At 66.7% G+C, this 20,874-nt stretch carries 22 protein-coding genes, 1 tRNA gene and 1 pseudogene; 17 read left to right on the top strand and 7 right to left on the bottom strand.

Translation table 11 applies throughout. The features are described 5' to 3' along the window. Nucleotides 1-17: 17 nt before the first annotated feature. Nucleotides 18-857, top strand: a complete 840-nt coding sequence (locus JAO74_RS05225; protein ID WP_199036095.1) for a CDP-alcohol phosphatidyltransferase family protein — start codon at nucleotides 18-20, stop codon at nucleotides 855-857. On the opposite strand, the gene JAO74_RS05220 is transcribed toward JAO74_RS05225, so the two are convergent. Next, nucleotides 796-1,020: a hypothetical protein gene (locus JAO74_RS05220; RefSeq protein WP_233150677.1), complete on the bottom strand. Its 225-nt coding sequence runs from the start codon at nucleotides 1,018-1,020 to the stop codon at nucleotides 796-798. The two genes, JAO74_RS05225 and JAO74_RS05220, sit on opposite strands and share 62 nt — an antisense overlap. Before the next feature lie 351 nt (nucleotides 1,021-1,371). On the opposite strand from JAO74_RS05220, the gene rpsB reads away from it, so the two are divergent. From rpsB to rpmE, 12 genes and pseudogenes are all read left to right on the top strand, one after another. After that, on the top strand, nucleotides 1,372-2,211 hold the full coding sequence (gene rpsB / locus JAO74_RS05215; RefSeq protein ID WP_199035809.1) for a 30S ribosomal protein S2: 840 nt from the start codon (nucleotides 1,372-1,374) through the stop codon (nucleotides 2,209-2,211). 86 nt (nucleotides 2,212-2,297) lie between these two features. Then, a complete protein-coding gene (tsf, locus tag JAO74_RS05210; protein ID WP_199035806.1) occupies nucleotides 2,298-3,236 on the top strand; it encodes a translation elongation factor Ts in 939 nt (312 codons plus the stop codon). A 586-nt stretch (nucleotides 3,237-3,822) separates the two neighbouring features. Next, nucleotides 3,823-4,536 (top strand): annotated as a pseudogene (pyrH, locus tag JAO74_RS05205) (UMP kinase); the annotation flags it as partial. Between the two features lie 164 nt (nucleotides 4,537-4,700). After that, nucleotides 4,701-5,258 carry a ribosome recycling factor gene (gene frr / locus JAO74_RS05200; RefSeq protein WP_199035804.1) on the top strand — a complete coding sequence of 186 codons (558 nt, stop codon included), beginning with the start codon at nucleotides 4,701-4,703 and terminating at the stop codon, nucleotides 5,256-5,258. Nucleotides 5,259-5,382: 124 nt separating this feature from the next. Continuing rightward, nucleotides 5,383-6,099: an isoprenyl transferase gene (locus JAO74_RS05195; RefSeq protein WP_199035801.1), complete on the top strand. Its 717-nt coding sequence runs from the start codon at nucleotides 5,383-5,385 to the stop codon at nucleotides 6,097-6,099. Nucleotides 6,100-6,128: 29 nt separating this feature from the next. Next, nucleotides 6,129-6,929 carry a phosphatidate cytidylyltransferase gene (locus JAO74_RS05190; protein ID WP_199036094.1) on the top strand — a complete coding sequence of 267 codons (801 nt, stop codon included), beginning with the start codon at nucleotides 6,129-6,131 and terminating at the stop codon, nucleotides 6,927-6,929. Nucleotides 6,930-6,939: 10 nt separating this feature from the next. Beyond that, nucleotides 6,940-8,097, top strand: coding sequence for a 1-deoxy-D-xylulose-5-phosphate reductoisomerase (gene dxr, locus JAO74_RS05185; protein ID WP_199035799.1), 1,158 nt, complete (start codon nucleotides 6,940-6,942; stop codon nucleotides 8,095-8,097). Further along, on the top strand, nucleotides 8,094-9,227 hold the full coding sequence (gene rseP, locus JAO74_RS05180; protein WP_199035797.1) for an RIP metalloprotease RseP: 1,134 nt from the start codon (nucleotides 8,094-8,096) through the stop codon (nucleotides 9,225-9,227). Before dxr ends, rseP begins: the two co-directional genes overlap by 4 nt. Before the next feature lie 121 nt (nucleotides 9,228-9,348). Continuing rightward, on the top strand, nucleotides 9,349-12,105 hold the full coding sequence (bamA, locus tag JAO74_RS05175) for an outer membrane protein assembly factor BamA (protein ID WP_199036093.1): 2,757 nt from the start codon (nucleotides 9,349-9,351) through the stop codon (nucleotides 12,103-12,105). Then, nucleotides 12,105-12,764 carry an OmpH family outer membrane protein gene (locus JAO74_RS05170; protein ID WP_199035794.1) on the top strand — a complete coding sequence of 220 codons (660 nt, stop codon included), beginning with the start codon at nucleotides 12,105-12,107 and terminating at the stop codon, nucleotides 12,762-12,764. The genes bamA and JAO74_RS05170 overlap by 1 nt, the downstream gene beginning before the upstream one ends. A 9-nt stretch (nucleotides 12,765-12,773) precedes the next feature. Further along, nucleotides 12,774-13,259, top strand: a complete 486-nt coding sequence (fabZ, locus tag JAO74_RS05165; protein ID WP_332908733.1) for a 3-hydroxyacyl-ACP dehydratase FabZ — start codon at nucleotides 12,774-12,776, stop codon at nucleotides 13,257-13,259. 92 nt (nucleotides 13,260-13,351) lie between these two features. Continuing rightward, entirely contained in the window at nucleotides 13,352-13,582 is a 231-nt protein-coding gene (gene rpmE, locus JAO74_RS05160) for a 50S ribosomal protein L31 (RefSeq protein ID WP_199035792.1), read from the top strand. Nucleotides 13,583-13,643: 61 nt separating this feature from the next. On the opposite strand, the gene JAO74_RS05155 is transcribed toward rpmE, so the two are convergent. Then, nucleotides 13,644-14,048: a GFA family protein gene (locus JAO74_RS05155; RefSeq protein ID WP_199035789.1), complete on the bottom strand. Its 405-nt coding sequence runs from the start codon at nucleotides 14,046-14,048 to the stop codon at nucleotides 13,644-13,646. 22 nt (nucleotides 14,049-14,070) lie between these two features. Continuing rightward, nucleotides 14,071-14,160: transfer RNA gene (locus JAO74_RS05150), tRNA-Ser, on the bottom strand. Between the two features lie 92 nt (nucleotides 14,161-14,252). Between JAO74_RS05150 and JAO74_RS05145 the strand changes: the two genes are divergently transcribed. After that, nucleotides 14,253-15,275, top strand: a complete 1,023-nt coding sequence (locus tag JAO74_RS05145) for a lytic murein transglycosylase (RefSeq protein ID WP_199035787.1) — start codon at nucleotides 14,253-14,255, stop codon at nucleotides 15,273-15,275. Here the strand turns inward: JAO74_RS05145 and JAO74_RS05140 are convergent. From JAO74_RS05140 to JAO74_RS05125, 4 genes are all read right to left on the bottom strand, one after another. Continuing rightward, the gene (locus JAO74_RS05140; protein ID WP_416194285.1) at nucleotides 15,272-15,817 is read right to left on the bottom strand and encodes a MarR family winged helix-turn-helix transcriptional regulator; all 546 of its coding nucleotides are present in this window, start codon (nucleotides 15,815-15,817) and stop codon (nucleotides 15,272-15,274) included. The two genes, JAO74_RS05145 and JAO74_RS05140, sit on opposite strands and share 4 nt — an antisense overlap. Nucleotides 15,818-16,141: 324 nt before the next feature. Next, nucleotides 16,142-16,282 carry a DUF2256 domain-containing protein gene (locus JAO74_RS05135; RefSeq protein WP_082543289.1) on the bottom strand — a complete coding sequence of 47 codons (141 nt, stop codon included), beginning with the start codon at nucleotides 16,280-16,282 and terminating at the stop codon, nucleotides 16,142-16,144. Continuing rightward, a complete protein-coding gene (gene aroB, locus JAO74_RS05130; RefSeq protein ID WP_233150676.1) occupies nucleotides 16,282-17,424 on the bottom strand; it encodes a 3-dehydroquinate synthase in 1,143 nt (380 codons plus the stop codon). The genes JAO74_RS05135 and aroB overlap by 1 nt, the downstream gene beginning before the upstream one ends. Next, the gene (locus tag JAO74_RS05125; RefSeq protein ID WP_056526038.1) at nucleotides 17,421-17,951 is read right to left on the bottom strand and encodes a shikimate kinase; all 531 of its coding nucleotides are present in this window, start codon (nucleotides 17,949-17,951) and stop codon (nucleotides 17,421-17,423) included. Before JAO74_RS05125 ends, aroB begins: the two co-directional genes overlap by 4 nt. 79 nt (nucleotides 17,952-18,030) lie before the next feature. On the opposite strand from JAO74_RS05125, the gene JAO74_RS19030 reads away from it, so the two are divergent. Genes JAO74_RS19030 through JAO74_RS05115 form a run of 3 tightly spaced genes read left to right on the top strand, consistent with a single transcriptional unit; the run spans nucleotide 18,031 to nucleotide 20,874 of the window. Beyond that, on the top strand, nucleotides 18,031-18,165 hold the full coding sequence (locus tag JAO74_RS19030) for a hypothetical protein (protein WP_269845924.1): 135 nt from the start codon (nucleotides 18,031-18,033) through the stop codon (nucleotides 18,163-18,165). Next, a complete protein-coding gene (locus JAO74_RS05120; RefSeq protein WP_199035785.1) occupies nucleotides 18,149-19,942 on the top strand; it encodes a hypothetical protein in 1,794 nt (597 codons plus the stop codon). The genes JAO74_RS19030 and JAO74_RS05120 overlap by 17 nt, the downstream gene beginning before the upstream one ends. Beyond that, nucleotides 19,939-20,874 (top strand): tyrosine-type recombinase/integrase, encoded by a 936-nt coding sequence (locus JAO74_RS05115; RefSeq protein ID WP_199035783.1) that lies wholly within the window; start codon nucleotides 19,939-19,941, stop codon nucleotides 20,872-20,874. The genes JAO74_RS05120 and JAO74_RS05115 overlap by 4 nt, the downstream gene beginning before the upstream one ends.

The raw sequence follows: 20,874 nt of genomic DNA, 5'->3' as shown, positions 1-20,874 counted from the left end.
CGCCGATGCCCCCCAGGATGCCGGGCGACCCCGAACCCGCCGCACCGACATCGGCTGTCTCGCCGCGCCGCTTCGCACGACCGCCCCGTGGTCTGCCGTTGCGCGCGGTCGCCCCCAACGCCGTCACCGCGCTGGCGCTGTGTTCCGGCCTGTCGGGTGTCCGTTTCGCCATCGCCGGCGAGTGGGAACGGGCGGTGGCAATGATCATGGTCGCCGGCGTGCTGGACGGCATCGATGGCCGCATCGCACGGATGTTGCGCGGCGAGAGCCGGTTCGGGGCGGAACTGGATTCGTTGTCCGACGCGATCTCCTTCGGCGTCGCGCCGGCGCTGATCCTCTATCTCTGGTCGCTCGCGGCACTGCCCCGGTTCGGCTGGATGGCGGCGCTGGTGCTCGCAGTGTTCTGCGCACTCCGGCTGGCGCGCTTCAATGCCAAGATCGATGAAACCGATCAGCCGCATAAATCGGCAGGTTTCCTGACCGGTGTGCCGGCTCCCGCCGGGGCGGGACTAGCCCTGTTGCCATTGATCGCATGGCTGTGGACGGACCAACCCATTCTGGAGTCACCCTATCTCGTCGCACCCTGGGTGATCTTCGTCGCGGTTCTGATGGTGTCAAGCGTCGCCACCTTCACCTGGGGCTCTCTACGCTTGCGTCGCAGCATCCGGTTCGAGGCGCTGGCCGGTGTCGTTCTACTGGGTGCCGCGCTTGTGACGATGCCGTGGCAGACGATCAGCGTCATCTCGACGCTCTATCTGCTGACGATCCCGTTCAGCATCGCCAGCTATGCGAAGGTCAAGCGACTTCGCGCAACCGCCGAACCGAAGCGGGAACCGGTGTCGACGCCCACCGCCTGACCGCGATGTGGCGTTCTGCCCGCGCCAGCTGCTCCAGCGGTGCGAAGGCCCGATCGGTCTGGCCGGCGGCCAGGCGCAGGATGCGCTGCCACTGGGGGCCGACTGCGGCGGCGATGATGGCGACCGATACCGCCAGCGCGCCTGCGAAAACCATAATGCTCATCACTGCCACCATGTTCGCCTCCCTTGTCTGTTCCGGGCCTGCACGCTGTCTGTCTGCGTGCCTCAACATTCGATTCCGAAAACCGGTTCCGCCGCATCCTTCGGTAAAGACGGGATATTCTTGCGTATCGGTAACCGGGGTTAATCGATCGTCGATTCGTACTGCCGTTGAACCCCTTATGTTCCTATCATGTTCCGCCTGTCAAGCGATCGGGAACGGTTGCAAGAACGGATCGCTTCAGCTAAGGGCCGCGCCTCAACTCCGCATGGGAAGCATCATACACCGGTGCGCAGGTCCTTTCAGGCCACGCGTCATCCGCTTCCCAGAGGCATAACCGGAAGGAATATTCTTATGGCGGCACCTGTCGTCTCGATGCAGCAGCTTATCGAAACCGGCGCGCACTTCGGCCACCAGACCCACCGCTGGAACCCGAAGATGAAGCCCTACATCTTCGGCGACCGCAACGGCGTCCACATCCTCGACCTGTCGCAGACCGTGCCGCTGTTCGCGCGCGCGCTTGAATTCGTGTCGTCGTCGGTCGCCGGTGGCGGCAAGGTCCTGTTCGTCGGCACCAAGCGCCAGGCGCAGGAGCCGATCGCGGACGCGGCGCGCAAGTCGGGCCAGCATTTCGTCAACCACCGCTGGCTGGGCGGCATGCTCACCAACTGGAAGACGATCAGCAACTCGATCAAGCGCATGAAGACGCTGGAAGAGCAGCTGTCGGGCGACACGCACGGCCTGACCAAGAAGGAAGTGCTGCAGCTGACCCGTGAAAAGGACAAGCTGGAACTGTCGCTGGGCGGCATCCGTGACATGGGCGGCGTCCCCGACGTCATGTTCGTCATCGACGCGAACAAGGAAGAGCTGGCGATCAAGGAAGCCAACACGCTCGGCATCCCGGTCGTCGCGATCCTCGATTCGAACGTGTCGCCGGACGGCATCGCCTTCCCGGTTCCCGCGAACGATGACGCCGCCCGTGCCATCCGCCTGTATTGCGAGGCGATCGCGATCGCCGCGACGCGCGGCGGCCAGGAGCAGCAGCGCCGCACCGGTGCCGACATGGGCGCCATGGCCGAGCCGGTTGCCGAAGAGACGCTGACCGTCGAGACGCCGGCCGCCGAGCCGGAAGACGCCGCGACCGCCACGGTCGAGGGTGCGGGCGCCGAGACCGAGCGCCAGATCGACGCGTAACCGTCACCGGTTCGTCATGCGGGCGGGGCAGGGCGGATACGCCTCGCCTCGCCCGCAACCACATTCTGAACAGAAGGATTAGGACTATGGCCGACATCACGGCAGCGATGGTCAAGGATCTGCGCGAGAAGAGCGGCGCAGGCATGATGGATTGCAAGAAGGCGCTGAACGAGACCGCCGGCGACATGGATGCCGCCATGGACTGGCTGCGCACCAAGGGCCTCGCCGCCGCCGCCAAGAAGTCCAGCCGCACCGCGGCCGAGGGTCTGGTCGGCGTCGCCGTTTCCGGCACGAAGGGTGCCGCGGTCGAGGTGAACTCCGAAACCGATTTCGTCGCCAAGAACGACCAGTTCCAGCAGTTCGTCCGCGAGGTCACCCAGATCGCGCTGGCGACCGGTGGCGATGTCGACGCGCTGAAGGGCGAGGCGATGCCGTCGGGCAAGACCGTCGAGGAAGTGCTGACCAACAACGTCGCGACGATCGGTGAGAACCAGTCGCTGCGCCGCTCGAAGACGCTGGAAGTCACCAGCGGCGCGGTCGTGCCGTACATCCACAACGCGGCCGCCCCCGGCCTCGGCAAGATCGGCGTGCTCGTCGCGCTCGAATCGGATGCTTCGGACGAGGTGCTGCAGACGCTCGGCAAGCAGCTGGCGATGCACATCGCCGCCGCGTTCCCGAAGGCGTTGAACGAAGCCGACCTCGACGAAGCCGAAATCGAGCGCGAGCGCGCGATCGCGACCGAAAAGGCCGCCGAATCGGGCAAGCCCGCCGACATCATCGCCAAGATGGTCGAAGGCGGCATCGCCAAGTACCGCAAGGAACACGCACTGGTCAGCCAGCTGTTCGTCATGGACGGCAAGACCAAGATCAGTGACGTGGTGGCCAAGGCGGGCAAGGATGCCGGCACCACCATCGTGCTGAAGGACTATGTCCGCTTCCAGCTGGGCGAGGGCATCGAAAAGGAAGCCTCCGACTTCGCCGCCGAAGTCGCGGCCGTATCCGGCGTGCCCCAGGCAGCCGCATAACCCGAAAAACCCTCCCCGCTTGCGGGGAGGGGACCAGCCCGAGGTTGGTGGAGGGGGTTCACCACGGGCGGCAACGCCGGTGGTGAACCCCCTTCTTTGCGTATGTGAGCACCGGGCACCGGGCACCGGGTCCGCTGACCGGCGCGCCTTCCCCGCTCACCCCATCACGTCATCCCAGCGAAAGCTGGGATCTCCCAATGAGGCTCGATCGCTCTGCCCGCGGCGGAGAGATGCCAGCGTTCGCTGGCATGACGGATCGGGAGGCGTCGCGCTGACGAGGTCGTATTTACAAATCGTTTCACGACGATCCGCGCCGAAAGAAGATTTGGGTCGCGCGGACGCGCGGAGGACGCTGAGGGGTTACTTCAGGTTACGCCCGCGCCTCATTCCTCATGCCGGAGTGATGACAGCGGAAGGTCGCGGCATGCGGTTCACCTCCGCGTCCTCTGCGCCTCCGCGCGAACATCGTCTCTCTCTCTCTCTCTCTCTCTACCGCCTCCCCAAGCCAAACTCCCGCCACACACGGTTGCCCCGCGCACCCGCCCCGCCTAAGGTCCGCGCCGCTTCCCCCAACACATAGAGACGCATGACCGAACCCCGCTTCAAACGTATTTTGCTGAAACTGTCGGGCGAAGTCCTGATGGGTGAGAATGGCCTCGCCATCGATCCGGATGTCACCGCCCGCGTCGCCGGCGAGATCGCCGGTGTCCGCGCGCAGGGGTATGAACTGTGCGTCGTCGTCGGTGGTGGCAACATCTTCCGTGGCCTGTCCGCCGCCGCCAAGGGCATCGAGCGCGCGACCGCCGATTACATGGGCATGCTCGCCACCGTCATGAATGCGCTGGCCGTCCAGAATGCGCTCGAACAGATCGGTGTCGATACCCGCGTCCAGTCGGCGATCCCAATGTCGTCGGTGTGCGAACCCTTCATCCGCCGTCGCGCCGAACGCCATCTCGAAAAGGGCCGCGTCGTGATCTTCGCCGCTGGCGTCGGCTCGCCCTTCTTCACCACCGATAGCGGCGCCGCGTTGCGCGCCGCCGAAATGAAGTGCGATGCGCTGTTCAAGGGCACCTCGGTCGACGGCGTCTATGATGCCGACCCGAAAAAGGTGCCGACCGCGACGCGTTATGAAACCGTCAGCTATTCGCGGGTCCTGTCCGATGACCTGAAGGTCATGGACGCCTCCGCCATCGCGCTGTGCCGTGACAACAATATCCCGATCGTCGTCTTCAACATCCGCGAGCACGGCAATTTCGCCGCCGTCCTCGCCGGCGAAGGCATTTCCACGATCGTCCAGAGTGTCGAGGCTGAAGCGTCTCAGGTATCTTCCGATCCAGTGGCCAAACCTAAAAAATCTGGCGGGATCAAAGTCGGTCGTAAGATAAAAATCGACAGAAAGATTACAGCGTTCGGCAATCTGCCCAGAGCATCGACGCCTAAGAAATCGAAAAAGGAAACGAATTGATGCCCGCCTATGACAAGGCCGATATCCAGCGCCGCATGACCGGCGCGGTCGACGCACTAAAGCATGATCTCGGCGGCCTGCGCACCGGTCGCGCCTCCACGACACTGCTCGATCCCGTCAACGTCGAGGTCTATGGCAGCCACATGCCGCTGACCCAGGTTGCGACCGTCTCGGCACCCGAACCCCGGATGTTGACCGTGCAGGTGTGGGACAAGACGAACGTCAGTTCGGTGGAAAAGGCGATCCGGTCGGCCGGGCTAGGCCTGAACCCGATCAACGACGGCCAGACCTTGCGCCTGCCGATCCCCGACCTGACCGAGGAGCGCCGCAAGGAACTCGCCAAGCTCGCCAGCCAGTACGCCGAAAAGGCCCGCATCGCCGCGCGCAACGTGCGCCGCGACGGCATGGACAGCCTGAAGACCGACGAGAAGAAGAACGTCTTCGGCGAGGACGAGCGCAAGCGCCACGAAACCGAGTTGCAGAAGGTCACCGACAAGACCATCGCCGACATCGACGCCGCGTCGTCGTCGAAGGAAAAGGAAATCCTGGGCAAGTGAGCATCCGGGTGCAGTTCTGCTCCCCTCCCGCTCGCGGGAGGGGCTGGGGGTGGGCCTGTCAACAAGGGCCCGCGTCTGTCATTCAAGCCCACCCCCGAACCCTCCCGAAAGCGGGAGGGGAGAAGTGAGCACCGCACCCATCCTCGCCACCGACGCGCCCACCATCCCCCGCCACGTCGCTATCATCATGGACGGCAACGGCCGCTGGGCACGCCAGCGTCACCTCCCGCGCCTCGCCGGTCACAAGGCGGGGGTCGAGGCGGTTCGCCGCGTTACCCGCGCCGCGCGCGCGATGGGAATCGAGGCGCTGACGCTCTATGCCTTCTCGTCGGAGAACTGGCGCCGCCCCGCCGAGGAAGTCAGCGACCTGATGGGTCTGCTGCGCCTGTTCATCCGCTCCGACCTCGCCGAACTGGCGCGCGAGAATGTGCGGCTGCGGATCATCGGCGACTACCGCGCCTTCTCGCCCGATCTGATCGCGCTGATCGAGGATGCTGTCGCGCGCACCGCCGGCAACAGCGGGCCGTTGCTGGCGATCGCGCTCAATTACGGTGCGCAGGCCGAACTGGCCGCCGCCGCCCGCCGGCTTGCCGCGCGGCTGCCCGCCGACCAGATCGACGAGGCCGCGATCGAGGCGGAACTCGACACCGCCGGCCTGCCGCCGCTCGACCTCGTCATCCGCACGTCGGGCGAACAGCGCCTGTCGAACTTCCTGTTGTGGCAGGCGGCTTATGCCGAACTGTTGTTCGTCGACACGCTCTGGCCCGATTTCGGCGCCGATGCGCTGGCCGACGCGGTCGCTGCCTTCGGCCAGCGCCAGCGTCGCTACGGAGGCCTGTGACCGAAACGCCCGTCCCGTTGCCTGACACGATGCCCGACACCCCGGACGCCAAGCTCAGGACCCCGTCGAACCTCCGCCTGCGGATGATCGCCAGCGTCGTGATGATCGCGGTCGCGCTGGTCGCGCTGGTGGCGGGGGATTTCCTGTTCTGGCTGCTCGCGGTCGTCGCGGCGCTGTTCATGATGGCGGAATGGGCGGACCTGCACGGCGCGGACGCAAAGACGAAGCGGATGGCGCAATTCGCCCTCTCCGTGCCGCTGGCGATCATGGCGCCGATCGCGGCGGGGCCGCATTTCTTCGTCCTCGGTCTGCTCGGCGCGGCGTTTTTCTTCATCGCCATCGTGCATCGCAACGCGGGTCTCGCTTTCGGGGCGGCCTATGTCGGCCTGCCGGTATTCGCGCTGCTGCTGATCCGGCAACAGCCCGATGGCCTCGTCCTGACGCTCTGGGCGCTGGCGCTCGTCTGGGCGACCGATATCGGCGCGTTCTTCACCGGCCGCTCGCTGGGCGGGCCAAAGCTCGCGCCGCGGATCAGCCCCGCCAAGACGTGGTCGGGCCTGATCGGCGGCGTCGTGCTCGCCACGATCTTCGCTTTTGCGCTGCACGTCGGCTCCGGCCTGCCCTTCCGCCTTGTCATCGCGACGCCGTTCCTCGCCGTGCTGGCGCAGGGCGGCGACCTGTACGAAAGCGCGCTGAAGCGTCGCGCCGGGATGAAGGACAGCGGCAACGTCCTGCCCGGTCATGGCGGCGTCCTCGACCGGCTCGACGGCATCGTCCCCGTCGCGCCCGTCGCCGCGTTGCTCGTGGTCCTGCCGCAACTGTTCGGATAAGGCAGGCTCTGTGAGAACCGTCACCATCCTCGGCGCCACCGGCTCGGTCGGCACCTCGACGCTCGACCTGATCGAGCGCGAGCCGGACAAGTTCCGCGTCCGCGCGCTCACCGCCAATTGCGACGTCGCGAAACTAGCCGCCGCCGCCCGCCGCACCGGTGCCGAACTGGCGGTGGTGGCCGACGAGGCCTGCCTCCCCGATCTCCGCGCCGCGCTCGCCGGCACCGCCACGCACGTGGCCGGTGGCCGCGCCGCGATCATCGATGCCGCGCGCTCCGGTGCCGACTGGACGATGGGCGCGATCGTCGGTTGCGCCGGCCTCGAACCCGTCATGGCCGCGGTCGGGCAGGGGGGCACCGTCGTCCTTGCCAACAAGGAGCCGCTGGTGTCCGCCGGCGAGGTCATCCTCGCCGCCGCCGCCGCCTCCGGTGCGACGCTGCTGCCCGCCGACAGCGAGCACAATGCGATCTTCCAGTGCTTCGCCCCCGATCAGGCGCGCGCCGTCCGCCGCATCATCCTGACATGCAGCGGCGGCCCGTTCCGCGATTGGTCGCTGGCCGACATGGCGGGTGTCACCCCCGAACAGGCGGTTGCCCATCCCAACTGGTCGATGGGCGCCAAGATATCGGTCGATTCGGCGACGATGATGAATAAGGGCCTCGAACTGATCGAGGCCGCCCGCCTGTTCCCGGTCCACCCCGACCGGATCGAGATCGTCATCCACCCGCAGTCCGTCATCCACAGCGCGGTCGATTATGTCGACGGTTCGATGCTCGCCCAGCTTGGTCCGTCGGACATGCGCGTGCCGATCGCGCATTGCCTGGCGTGGCCACATCGCATGGCGACGCCGATGGCTCCGCTCGACCTGATCGCGCTCGGCCGCCTCGATTTCGCCGCGCCCGATCCCGTCCGCTTCCCCGCCCTGCGTCTAGCCCGCGAAGCACTGGCGGCCGGCGGCGCGCGTCCGGCGATCCTGAACGCCGCCAACGAGATCGCCGTCGCCGCCTTCCTCGCGCGGCGCATCGGCTTCCTCGAAATTGCCGCAATCGTGGAACATACGCTGGAACGCTACGATCCGCCCGCGCCGGAAACGCTCGACGCGGTCATCGCCGTCGACGCCGAGGCGCGGATATTGGCGGGCGAGCGCGTAGAGGATCGCGTAGCTTGATCGACAATCCCGGCTTCCTGCTCACCATCCTCGCCTTCATGGCGGTGATCGGTCCGCTCGTGTTCGTGCACGAGATGGGCCATTACCTCGCCGGCCGCTGGTTCGGCATCGGCGCCGATGCGTTCTCGATCGGCTTTGGTCGCGAGATCGCCGGCTATACCGACAAGCGCGGCACCCGCTGGAAACTCGGCTGGCTGCCGCTGGGCGGGTACGTCCGCTTCGCCGGCGACATGAACCCCGCCAGCCAGCCGACCGCCGAATGGCTGGCACTGCCCGCCGCCGAGCGCGAGCGGACGTTTCAGGCCAAGCCCGTTTGGCAGCGCGCGATCGTTGTCGCCGCCGGCCCGGTCGTCAATTTCGTCGTCGCGATCGTCATCCTCGCCGGCTTCGCCCACTTCTATGGCACCCGCTATGCGCCGCCAGTCGTCGGCGCGATCGTCGCGACCAGCCCGGCCGCCAAGGCCGATCTGCAACCCGGTGACCGCCTGATCGCGCTTGGTGGCCGGTCGATGGAGAGCTTCGCCGACATCGCCCAATATGCGATGATGCGTCCGGGGGAGACGATCCGCATCGATGTCGAGCGCGCCGGCCGGCCGCTGTCGACCACGCTGACCATCGGCACGCTGGAACAGCGCGATCGCTTCGGCAACGAATATCGGATCGGCCGCGTCGGCATCGGCAGCCCGCCGATCGAATATCGCCCCGTTTCGCTGTGGCGCGCGCCCGTCGAGGGTACGATCCAGGTCTTCTCGATCGTGCGCGGGTCGCTCGACGCGATCGGCCAGATCATCACCGGCCGCCGCTCGGTCGACGAACTGGGCGGGCCGCTGCGCATCGCCAAGGTGTCGGGCGAACAGATGTCGCTCGGCTGGCCGGCGTTCATCGGGCTGGTCGCGCTGGTGTCCATCAATCTGGGGTTCATCAACCTGCTGCCAGTGCCGATGCTCGATGGTGGCCATCTGTTCTTCTACGCGATCGAGGCGGTGCGGCGGCGCCCGGTCGATCAGCGCGTGCAGGAATGGGCGTTTCGCGGCGGCCTCGCCGCGCTGTTGGCCCTGATGCTCTTCGTGACGCTCAACGATCTCGGTCAGTTCGGGCTCTGGCGCAATCTCGCCGGCTTGATCGGTTGAACAGTCTGGGGCAGGGCGAACGCCGCAGGGGTCGTGTATCTTGTTTTCCGTGGGTGGGTCGTACGTGAAGAATGATGGTCAAAAGGTCGCGGCGATCGGCGTGACGTTGCTGGCGAGCACGATGCTCGCAGGCGTCCCGGTGATGGCGCAGACCGCCCCGGCGCCCGCCGCGCAGGCGGCGCCAGTGCGTCCCGCGCCCACCGTGCCGCGTCCGGCGACCACCGCAGCGCCGGCCGCCGCAACGCCGACTGCCGCAGGGCAGGCAACGACCGCGCCCGTCACCGCCGGCACGATTCGCTCGCTTCGGGTGGAGGGGTCGCAGCGCATCGAACCGGAAACGGTCCTGTCCTATACAAAGTTGCGTGTCGGCATTCCGTACACCACCGCGACGCTCGATCAGGCGCTGGTCGATCTTCAGGCGTCGGAGCTGTTCGCCGACTATTCGATCTCCGGCGTCGAGAGCGGCGACATCGTCCTGCGCATCCGCGAGAACCCGATCATCAACCGGGTGATTCTGGAGGGTAACAAGGCGATCAAGAGCGACAAGATCCAGAAGGAACTGAAGCTCGCCCCCCGCCAGATCTTCACCCGCACCGCCGTCCGCGCCGATGTCGGCCGCATCGTCGAGCTGTATCGCCGTCAGGGCCGGTTCGCCGCCGTCGTCGATCCCAAGATGGTCAGCCTCGACCAGAACCGCGTCGATATCGTGTTCGAGATCGCGGAAGGATCGAAGTCGAAGGTCCGCCAGATCAACATCATCGGCAACGAAAAATTCTCGGCCGATGCGCTGCGCGGCGAAATGGCGACCAAGCAGTCGCGCTGGTTCCGCGTCCTGTCGTCGAACACCAGCTACGATCAGGATCGCCTCAACTACGACCAGCAGAAGCTGCGCCAGTTCTACCTGACGCAGGGCTATGCAGATTTTCGTGTGACCAGCGCGGTGGCGGAACTCACCCCCGACAAGCGGGACTTCATCATCACCTATGTGGTCGAGGAGGGCCCGCGCTACAAATTCGGCGACGTCACCGTCGACAGCGAAATCCGCGATTTCGACAACACCCGCCTCGCCGCCTCGCTCGCCCCGAAAAAGGGCGACTGGTACAATGCGAAGCTGGTCGAGGACTCGGTCGATAGCCTGTCGCAGACCGCCGGTCTGTTCGGCTATGCCTTCACCAACGTCGATCCGGAATTCCAGCGCGATCGCGAAACGCTCACGATGGGGATCAATTTCCACATCGCGCAGGCGCAGCGCACTTATGTCGAGCGTATCGACATCAACGGCAACACGCAGACGCAGGACAAGGTCGTCCGTCGCGAGATGCGTCTCGCCGAGGGTGACGCGTTCAACGATTTCCAGATCAAGCGGTCGCAGGATCGCATCAACTCGCTGGGCTTCTTCCAGGACAAGTTCGAGATCAAGCGCAGCCCCGGCAGCGCCCCCGACCGCATCCTGCTGGAAGCGCCCGTCGAGGAAAAATCGACCGGCGAGTTGCAGTTGTCGGCCGGCTATTCGTCGCTCGAACGATTCATCGTGCAGGCCAACATCACCCAGCGCAATTTCCGCGGCAAGGGGCAGGAGCTGCGCGCCGGCGTCAACTATTCCAGCTATCAGAAGTCGGTCGAGCTGGGCTTCACCGAGCCGTATCTGTTCGACAAGAACATCGCGGTCGGCGTCGACCTGTTCCGCCGCGATTTCAACCAGTTCAACTTCACCACCAATGGCGATCGCAATCAGCTGTACAATCAGGTGTCGACCGGGTTCCAGATCCGCTCGGGCGTGCCGCTGACCGAATACTGGTCGCTGTCGGGTCGCTACGGCCTGTCCTATGACGAGGTCGGGCTGGACAGCAGCCTGCTCATCAACGGCCAGTGCAGCGACGCCACCGTCGGTCGTTATCTCTGCGAACAGCTGGGCAATCGGTGGACCTCGTCGATCGGTTACTCGCTGATCTACAACAGCCTCAACAGCGGCCTGCGTCCCACCGCCGGCACGCGCTTCTCGTTCAGCCAGGATTTCGCCGGTCTGGGCGGCGACGTGAAGTATATCCGCAGCCGGTTCGAGGTCGCGAAGTATAAGGGGCTCGGCAGCGGCTTCGTCCTCTCGTTCCTGGGTGAGGGCGGCTATATCAAGTCGCTCGAAAAGAGCCGGGGCGAGGGGATCGACAAGGTCCGGATCATCGACCGCTTCTATCTGGGCGAACCGAACTTCCGCGGCTTCAACATCCGCGGCGTCGGTCCGCGTATCCAGCGGACGCCGCTGATTACTGATCCGGTCACCGGGGTTCAGTCGATGGTCACCGATCGCAATCAGATCATCGACGATCCCTTGGGCGGCAAGGCCTATTATTTGGGCCGCATCGAACTCGAAATTCCGCTCGGCTCCGGTGCGCGCGAACTCGGGCTGCGGCCGTCCATTTATGCGCAGGCGGGCAGCCTGTTCAGCCTGACGCGGCCACGAGCGACGACGGAATTTACGCAGCTTCGTGATGCCAATGGCGTCTTGCGGATCAATCCTGATGGGTCGCCGACCCTGATCGGCGCGCCGGTTACGACGATCGTCAACAACCAGACATTGGCGCTTTATACGGTCCCGACCACTGAAGCGGCCAATGCCGGACAGCAGACGACATGCGCTAGGGGTTATTCGGCAACGCTCGGCGGCACCTGCTCGGGCACCTCCAATAACGACGCCGTGACCACGCAACCCTTCGTCGAAAATTTCCTCGGCAATTCGGCGCGGCCGCGCATCACCGTCGGCGTCGGCGTCAACTGGAATTCGCCGTTCGGCCCTCTGCGTATCGATCTCGCCCGCGCGCTGATCAAGCAGAAGGGCGACGACGACAAACTCATCACCTTCAACGTAGGAACCCAGTTCTGATGACCTTCAAGACGCTCCTCCTCGCCGCCGCGCTCGTCGCACCGGCCATCGCCACCACCGCCTCGGCCCAGGTCGGCGGCATTGCCGTCGCCAATCCAGAGGGTGCGGTCGGCAATTCGAAGGCATGGGCCGCTGCCCGTGGCCAGATCGAGACGACCTACAAGGCGCAGCTCGACCAGGCGAACACCCGCCGCGAAGCCGTGCAGCGTGAGCTTCAGCCGCTCGTGACCGCATTCAACACCGCCCGTGCAGCGCCGAACGCCAATCAGGCCGCGTTGCAGACGCAGGCACAGGCTATCCAGACCCGTGAGCAGGCGGCACAGGCCGAACTCACCCGCCTGACCGCCCCGGCCCAGCGCGCGCAGGCCTACGCGATCGAGCAGATATCGAACCGCCTGCCCGAAGCCGTTCAGGCCGTCGTCCGCACCCGTAACGTCAGCCTGCTGCTGCGTCCGGATGCGGCGCTGTTCGCCAACCCCACCGCCGACGTGACCGCCGCGATCACGACCGAGCTGGACCGTCTGGTGCCGACCGTCGGCATCACGCCGCCCGCCAACTGGCAACCCGGTCAGCAGCAGCAGGGCGCGGCACCCGCGGCTGGTGCCGCGCCGGCCGCCGCCACGCCGGCCGCGCGTCCGGCCCAGCCCGGCGGCCGCTGAGCGCAGCCGGTGACCGATACCGTCGCCGCTGCACCGGAAACCGTCCTTGGCCCGTTCGATATCGGACGGGTCATGGCGGCTCTTCCGCATCGTTATCCCCTGCTCCTCGTCGATCGTGTCGAGGAACTGGTGATCGACAAGCGGATCGCCGCCATCAAGGCGGTGACGATGAACGAACAGTTCTTCCAGGGGCATTTCCCCGGCCGCCCGATCATGCCCGGCGTGTTGATCGTCGAGGCGCTGGCGCAGGCGGCCGGCATCCTCGCGGTCGAAAGCCTCGGCCTCGCCGGCTCGGGCAAGCTGGTCTACTTCATGGCGATCGACGGGGCGAAGTTCAGGAAGCCGGTCGAACCCGGCGTCCTGCTCCGCCTGGAAGCCACGTTCGTGCAAAAGCGGTCCAGCGTCTGCAAGTTCGCAGGCGTTGCGAAGATCGACGGCCAAGTCGTTGCGGAAGCTAACTTTACCGCGATGATCGCCGATCCGCCATCTGCGTGAAGATAGCGAATTTTGACTTATGCCGGCGGTGCCGCTAAGCGCCCCGCCTTGTCCTTCGGCTGGTCGGAACCAGCCATATCAGGAGCTACCCCATGAAGACCGATACGCATCCCGACTATCACACGATCCGCGTTCAGATGACGGACGGCACCGTCTTCGAAACCCGGTCGACCTGGGGTAAGGAAGGCGATCTGATGACGCTCGACATCGATCCGCTCGCGCATCCGGCCTGGACCGGCGGTCGCGGCACGATGCTCGACACCGGCGGCCAGGTCGCCCGCTTCAACAAGCGCTTCGGCGGCGGTCTCTCGCTCCGCAAGTAACCGGCTCTGCCGTGACGAACAGGCCGGTCCGCGAAAGCGGGCCGGCCTTTTCATGTCCGCCTCAATCGGGATCGCGCGGGTACGTCACGATGCCATCCGGCATTCGCACCCACCGATGCCGCCGTACAGCATAGACCTCGACGGTCGGTGCCGGGAAATCAGGATCGCCGAACGCGCCGACGGCGACGGACACCGTCCCCGTCTCGCCATCCTCGGTATCGAACAGGTTGGTGCCGCAGACCGGGCAGAACCGGAACGTGAAAGCCGCCCCCTGATCCCCGACGCGCACGAACTCCCTCGCCTCGCCGGACACCCGATAGGGGCCGGCAAACCGGGCCAGCGCCGCGAAGACGCTGCCCGTCCGTCGCTGGCAGGCAAGGCAATGGCACACGCCGACGCCCAGCGGCTCGCCGGACACCGTGATCCGCAATTGCCCGCACGAACACGAGGCGACCCGATCCACCATCGGCAATTCCCTTCGACAGGGATGGCGGAGAGAGTGGGATTCGAACCCACGGTAGGCGTTAACCTACGGCGGTTTTCAAGACCGCTGCCTTAAACCACTCGGCCATCTCTCCGGTATCCTCCCGATAGCGTCCGCGCTGGCCCGTGCAAGCCCGGCGACGATCGGGGGTTGCCGTAACGGCCTCGCGCCGCGACAAGCGGAGGCATGTGGGCTATCCAGTCGGCGCGTATCGCCGCCCTCGCCATCGTTGCCGTCGCCGCGCCAGTCGCGGCGCAGGACGATCCCTTCCAGTCCTATCTGGTCGGTGTCCGCACCCGCGCCATCGCCCAGGGCGTCGCGCCGGCGACGATCGATCGCGAGTTTGCCGGCCTGACGCTTAACACCCGCGTCGTCGAACTCGATCGCGGCCAGCCGGGCAACGTGCTCAGCACCAGCTTCTCGCCGTTCGCGCCGTACCGCGCCGACCATGTCGATGCCGCGCGCATCGACCGTGGTCGTTCCGTCTATCAGGCCCAGCGATCGCGCCTGTCCGCCATCGAACGCGAGACGGGCGTGCCCGAGTCGATCATGGTCGCGATCTGGGGGCATGAGACGAACTACGGTTCCTACACCGGCAATTTCGATCTCGTCCGCTCCCTCGCCAGCCTTGCCTTCGAAGGACGCCGTCGACCGCTGTTCGAGGGCGAATTGATCGCCGCGCTGAAGATGATCGACCGTGGCACGCCGCGTTCGCAATTGAAGGGCAGTTGGGCCGGCGCGACCGGCAATCCGCAGTTCCTGCCCTCGATCTACCTCCGTCTCGCGCGCGACGGTGACGGCGATGGTCGCGCCGATATCTGGAACAGCCAGCCCGATACCCTTGCCTCGATCGCCAATTACTTCACCGACGCGGGCTGGCGACCCGGCCAGCCATGGGGCTTCGCGGTCAACGTGCCGGGTGGGTATAATCGGACGCTGGCCAGCAATACGCTCGCCAGCCCCCGTTGCCCGCGCGTGTTCCAACGGCATAGCGGCTGGCGGTCGATGGCCGAATGGCGCGCGCTGGGCATGGTGCCGCAGGGACGTGCCTGGCCGGCCGACGATGTGCAGGCGACGTTGATCGAACCGGACGGCGAGGGTGCGACCGCATATCTGCTGACCGGAAATTACCGAGTCATCCTCGATTACAACTGTTCGAACTTCTACGCGCTGTCGGTCGGTCTGCTGGCGGACGCCGTCGAGCGTTAGGCGTCGGCACCAGCCCGGGCGACTGACCGTGCGCCCGTCGCCGGCAGGGGGTCGTTGCGATGGAGCGCGCTGAACAGCAGGCGTGCCTCTTCGCCCATCAGGTTCTGCATGACCGTCCAGAAGCCGGTGACCGCCGTGCCGCCCGAGGCGGCATAGGCATCGGCCATATTGCTCCGCAGCAGGGTGAAGAGTTCGCGTTCCAGCGCTTCGCCGGCCGGCGTCAGCGCGATCAGCCGTTGCCGCCGGTCGCGCACGCCCGGCCGCTGCGTCAGCAAGCCCTTCTCGGTCAATTCCCGCGCGACGCGGGCCAGCGACTGCTTGGCGATCGCCAGGATCGTCAGCAATTCGCCGACCGTCATGTCGGGCTTGCGTGCGACGAAATACAGTACGCGATGATGTGCGCGGCCCAGACCGACGCGTGCCAGTTCGTCATCGGCCCGGCGAAGATGGCGGCTATGGGCGAAGAACATCAAATCCATGCCGCCCCGGATTGCCGTCTCGCGAAGAAACAGTTCGGCGGGTGGTACGATAGTGGCGGTCACGTGACGTTCCTTGCGATCCCGGTTGGATAAGGGGGCAGGGCCGTCCGCATTCGCCGCCCGACGATGTCGCGCGTCCCGCTGGACCGGTTCATCCCGAACGTCGGCATGACCGTGCTTCAAAACAGATATGTCGTATAAACGTGGATCAAAGTTCATCGACTGCGCCCCATCACCAACCTAATGGTCAGTAAGGCATGTATAGTATCGACATTTGGGACGTATCAATATCCGATTTGCCAATAACCGTATCTAATCGGGGCAATCATACCGTCGTATATTGTCGTTATGCCTAAGTTTACTTGCCCCTGTTCTTTTAGGTGCGCATCAACGTTTGCGGCGGCAGGCATCCGAACAATAGACGACCTGATCCCAATCACGCGCCCATTTCTTGCGCCAGGTGAAGGGACGGTTGCACGCCGGACAGATTTTGGTCGGCAGGTGCTGCTTGTCGACGCCGTTGGGCATCAGCGTGGCTGTGCGTCGAGAAAGCGTTCGACGTCGCCGAGATCGACGGTCCGATCCAGGAAGGTCCGGCCGATGCCGCGCGCCAGCAGGAACGGCAGGGTGCCGGCTGCCATCTTCTTGTCGTGACGCATATGGTCGACCAGCCGCGCGCCGCTTGCCCGGATACCCGAGGCGGCAAGCCCGTCGGGCAGGCCGACCGTCCGGAAATGCGCCGCCACCCGGTCCGCATCCGCCATGTCGCAAAGACCGGTCACGGCGGAGTATCGATAGGCGAGGGCGATCCCCGCCGCCACGCCCTCGCCGTGGATCAGGCTGCCATCGAAACCCGCTTCCGCTTCCAAAGCATGGCCGAAGGTGTGGCCGAGATTGAGCAGCGCCCGCAGCCCGGTCGTCTCATGCTCGTCCGCCGCCACGATCCGCGCCTTCGCCGCCACCGAATGCGCGATCGCATATTCGCGGGCGGCGGCATCGCCCGCCAGCAGCGCGGCACCGTTCGCCTCGCACCACTCGAAGAACGCCGGATCGTCGATCAGGCCATATTTGACGACCTCGGCATAACCCGCCCGCAGCTCGCGCGCGGGCAGCGTGTCGAGAACCTCGGGATCGATCAGCACCAGACCAGGCTGATAAAAGGCACCGATCAGGTTTTTGCCTGCGGCGGTATTGATCGCGGTCTTGCCGCCCACCGACGAATCGACCTGCGCCAGCAACGTGGTGGGGATCTGCACGAAGCCGCAACCACGCTTCAGGATGGCGCAGGCGAAACCGACGAGATCGCCGATCACGCCGCCGCCCAGCGCCACGACATGGTCGCCGCGCTCGACCCCCAGTGCCAGCAGCCAGTCGCAGACCCGTGCCAGACTGGACCAGCTCTTGGTCGCCTCGCCCGGCGGCAGCACCAGCGCCTCGCTCGCGACGCCCGCCTCGCCGAGCGCGGCTTGCAAGGTGGCGAGATGCCGGCCGACATTCCCGTCCGTCACGATCGCCATCGTCCGCCCGCGCGCCAGCGGCGCCAGATGCGCGGCGGCACGGCCCAGCAGGCCGGCGGCGATCAGAACGGGATAGCTGCGATCGCCTAGTTCGACCCGGATGCTCCGTTCCGTCACGCGCTCCGCCACGTTCTCAGCCGCTTCCATCATCATCGTCCGATTGCCTTCAAGATCGCCGCCACGGTGGTTTCATGCGGGCCGCGCTGGCTCGACACATGGATATGAGCCTGCGCGTAGAACGGATCGCGTGCGACCGCGAGGTCGGCGAGCACGCGTCGCGGATCGCGTCCGCGCAGCAGCGGGCGGGTATCGCGGCGGCGGACGCGCTCGGCCAGCACATCGGGATGCGCGTTCAGCCAGATCGCGGTCGATTGATCGAGGATCAGCGCCCGCGTCGTCTCGTCGATGAAGGCGCCGCCCCCGGTGGCGATCACCTTGGGCGCGCCGTCCATCAGCCGGCCGATCACGCGGCGTTCGCCATCGCGGAAATAGGGTTCGCCGAATCGTTCGAATATCTCGGCCACGGTCATGCCGGCGGCCGATTCGATTTCGTGATCGGCATCGACGAACGGCACCGCCAGCCGGATCGCCAGACGGCGACCGACGGTGGATTTGCCGACGCCCATCAATCCGACGAGCACGATCGGCCGGCCGGTCCAGGGGGAGTGGCTTTGCATCATCGCTGCCCGCGCTATACAGCCGCGACGCGTCCGCGCAAAAGCCGGGTGTATCGTCCGCGTTCGTTTCCAAGGTTTGCCCATGTCCCGCCTGGTCGTCTCCGTCGTCGTCATCCTGATCGTGGTGGTCGGCGGGTTGTTCCTGTTGTCCGGCCGCACCGCCGAACGGCCGGTCACGCAGGTCGAAAAGCAGGTTTCGCTTGCGAACCTCCAATAGGGCGCTGCTCGCCGTCGCGCTGACGGCGATGGCCGTCGGCGTCGCGGCGCAGGACCGGCCCGAATCGATCCTGCCCCCCGGCTTCGGCGATCCCGCGCCGGCACCGCGTCCGGCCGCCCGCCCGACGCCGGGCGCGACGGGCACGCCCGCCCGCCCGGTCGCGACGGCCACAGGAGCGGTGCTGCCCCGCGATCCCGCCGGTGCCGTCGTCCAGCCGCTGCCCGGTGACACGCCGACGCCGGTGCCGACCCCCACCGCGTCGCCGACGCCGGTCGATGCGAAGACGCTGGCCGCGTATGAAATGCCCGCCTTCGCCCGCCGATCGACGGCGCTGGTTGGGGTGAGCGGCGAGGTGGCGCCCGATGCCTTCGGCAACGCCGATGGCCGGTATCTCGAAATCCTGATGCGCCGCACCGCCGCACCCCTGCCGTCGCGCTGGCTGTCGATCGCCCTGCGCCGCACGCTCGCTGCACGATTGCAGACTCCGAAGGGCGTCGATGGCGCGGATTATGCGGCCGAACGCGCCTGGCTGCTGCTGCGCATGGGCGAATCGGTGGCGGCTCGCTCGGTGGTCGAGGGTGTCGATAACGCCGATTACACGCCCAAACTCTATCAGGTGGCGATGAACGCGATGCTCGCGACCGGCGATCCGGCGGGTCTGTGTCCGCTCGCCGATGCCGGTTTGGCCACGACGCGCGAAGCGGGCTGGGCGCTGGCCCAGCCGATCTGCGCCTCGCTGGCCGGGAACGCCACCGCCGCGCGCGCCCAGTTCGCCGCGGTCCGCCGTCGCCGGCCCGGCGCCGACATCGACCTGCGTCTCGCACAAAAAGTGATGGGCGCGGGCGGCGAGGGGCGTCAGGCAGTCACAATCGAATGGGACGGCGTCGATCGGCTGACCGTCTGGCGGCTGGGACTGGCGATGGCCACCGGCGCCACCATTCCCGACACACTGTATGACGGTGTCGGTGCGCAGGCGACCTATTGGCGCGCACTGTCGCCCTCCATCGCGCTGGGTGACCGGATCGCGCCGGCGGAGGCCGCCGCCGCGCAGGGCGTGCTGTCGACCGCCGCGCTGGTCGATCTCTATGGTGCGGTCGCCGCTGACGAGGATGCGACCTCCGCCGTCAGCGCCACCGCCGACGATCTCCGCACCGCCTATGCCGCCACCGATCCCGCCGCGCGGCTGGCGGCGCTTCGCCAGCTATGGGGTAAGGACACGCCCTATGCGCGGCTGGTGCTGACCGCGCGCGCGGCAGCGCGTCAGCCGGTAGCCGCCGGCAATGCCGATGCGGACCGGATCGTCGCCGCGATGCTGGCCGCCGGTCTCGACCGCACCGCCGCCCGTTGGGCAGGGGCGGTGCCGGCCGGTGGCGACGCCTGGGCGATGCTCGCCCTCGCCGACCCGGATGCCCGTCGCCGCTTCGGCCTGTCGGACGTGCAGGGCTATGACGCCAGCGGCCATGGCGAGGAGAAGCGCCGGCTGTTCTTCGCCGGCCTCGCCGGTCTCGGTCGCATGGGCGCCGACGAAATCGAACGGACCGCGCAGGAACTCGACGTCCGCATCGGCACCGCCAACAGCTGGACCCGCGCGATCGATCGCGCCGCGGCCGATGGCCAGCCCGGCACCGTCCTGTTGCTCGCCGCGATCGGGATGCAGACGTCAAACTGGCGCGGCGTTCCCCCGGCGGCGCTCTATCGCATCGTCGCGGCGCTGCGCAGCGTCGGCCTCGACGGCGAAGCGCGGATGATCGCGGCGGAGGCCATCGCGCGGGCATGACCGGCGCGTCCGACCGCGTTCTGATCGAGCGGTTTCTGGAAATGCTCGCGGCCGAAACCGGTGCCGCCGTGAATACGCTCGCCGCCTATCGCAGCGACTTGTCGCTATCGTCCAAGGCGCTGGGCGGCCGGCTGTCGGTCGCCAATGCCGATCTGATCGGCAAACTGTCCGCCGGCTGGTCGTCGCTGTCCCGCGCCACCGTCGCGCGCAAGGCGGCGGCGCTGCGTCGCTTCTACGCCTTCCTCCATGACGAGGGCCACCGCCCCGATGATCCCGGCGCCGCCCTGCCCAGACCCGGTACCGCTCGACCATTGCCAAAGGCGCTCAGCCATGGCGATGTCGATCGCCTGTTCGCCGTCCTCGCCGATCGCACCGGCGCGGAGCGTCCCTTACGTGGCGATCTGCGCCTCTCCACCCTGATCGAGCTGCTATACGGATCGGGCCTGCGCGCGACCGAGCTGGTGTCGCTGCCCCGCAACGCCATAGCGCCCGACCGACCCTATCTGATCGTCCGGGGCAAAGGCGGCAAGGAACGGCTGGTGCCGCTGTCCGATCGCGCCCGCGCCGCCGTGGCGACGTGGCGAACGCATGTGCCGGTTGACAGCCCATGGCTCTTCCCTTCGGGCAAGAAACATCTGACCCGCATCCGTCTGTACCAGCTGGTGAAGGCTATCGCGGCGGAGGCCGGCATTCCGCCCGATCGCGTCAGTCCACACGTGTTGCGCCACGCCTTCGCCACGCATCTGCTGGCGGGCGGGGCCGATTTGCGCGCGCTTCAGACGATGCTGGGCCATGCCGATATCGCCACGACCGAAATCTATACGCATGTCGATGCCAGCCGCCTCGTCGAGCTGGTCACGACCCGCCATCCGCTGACCGATCCGGCCCCCGCAAAACGCCCTCACGTTGACGGCGGCGGCGGCGGGTCCTAA

This window comes from Sphingomonas mollis, assembly GCF_016427505.1.
Taxonomy (GTDB): domain Bacteria; phylum Pseudomonadota; class Alphaproteobacteria; order Sphingomonadales; family Sphingomonadaceae; genus Sphingomonas; species Sphingomonas mollis.
The sequence above is the reverse complement of the archived record's forward strand: the minus strand, read 5'-3'. Positions and strand labels throughout refer to the sequence as shown.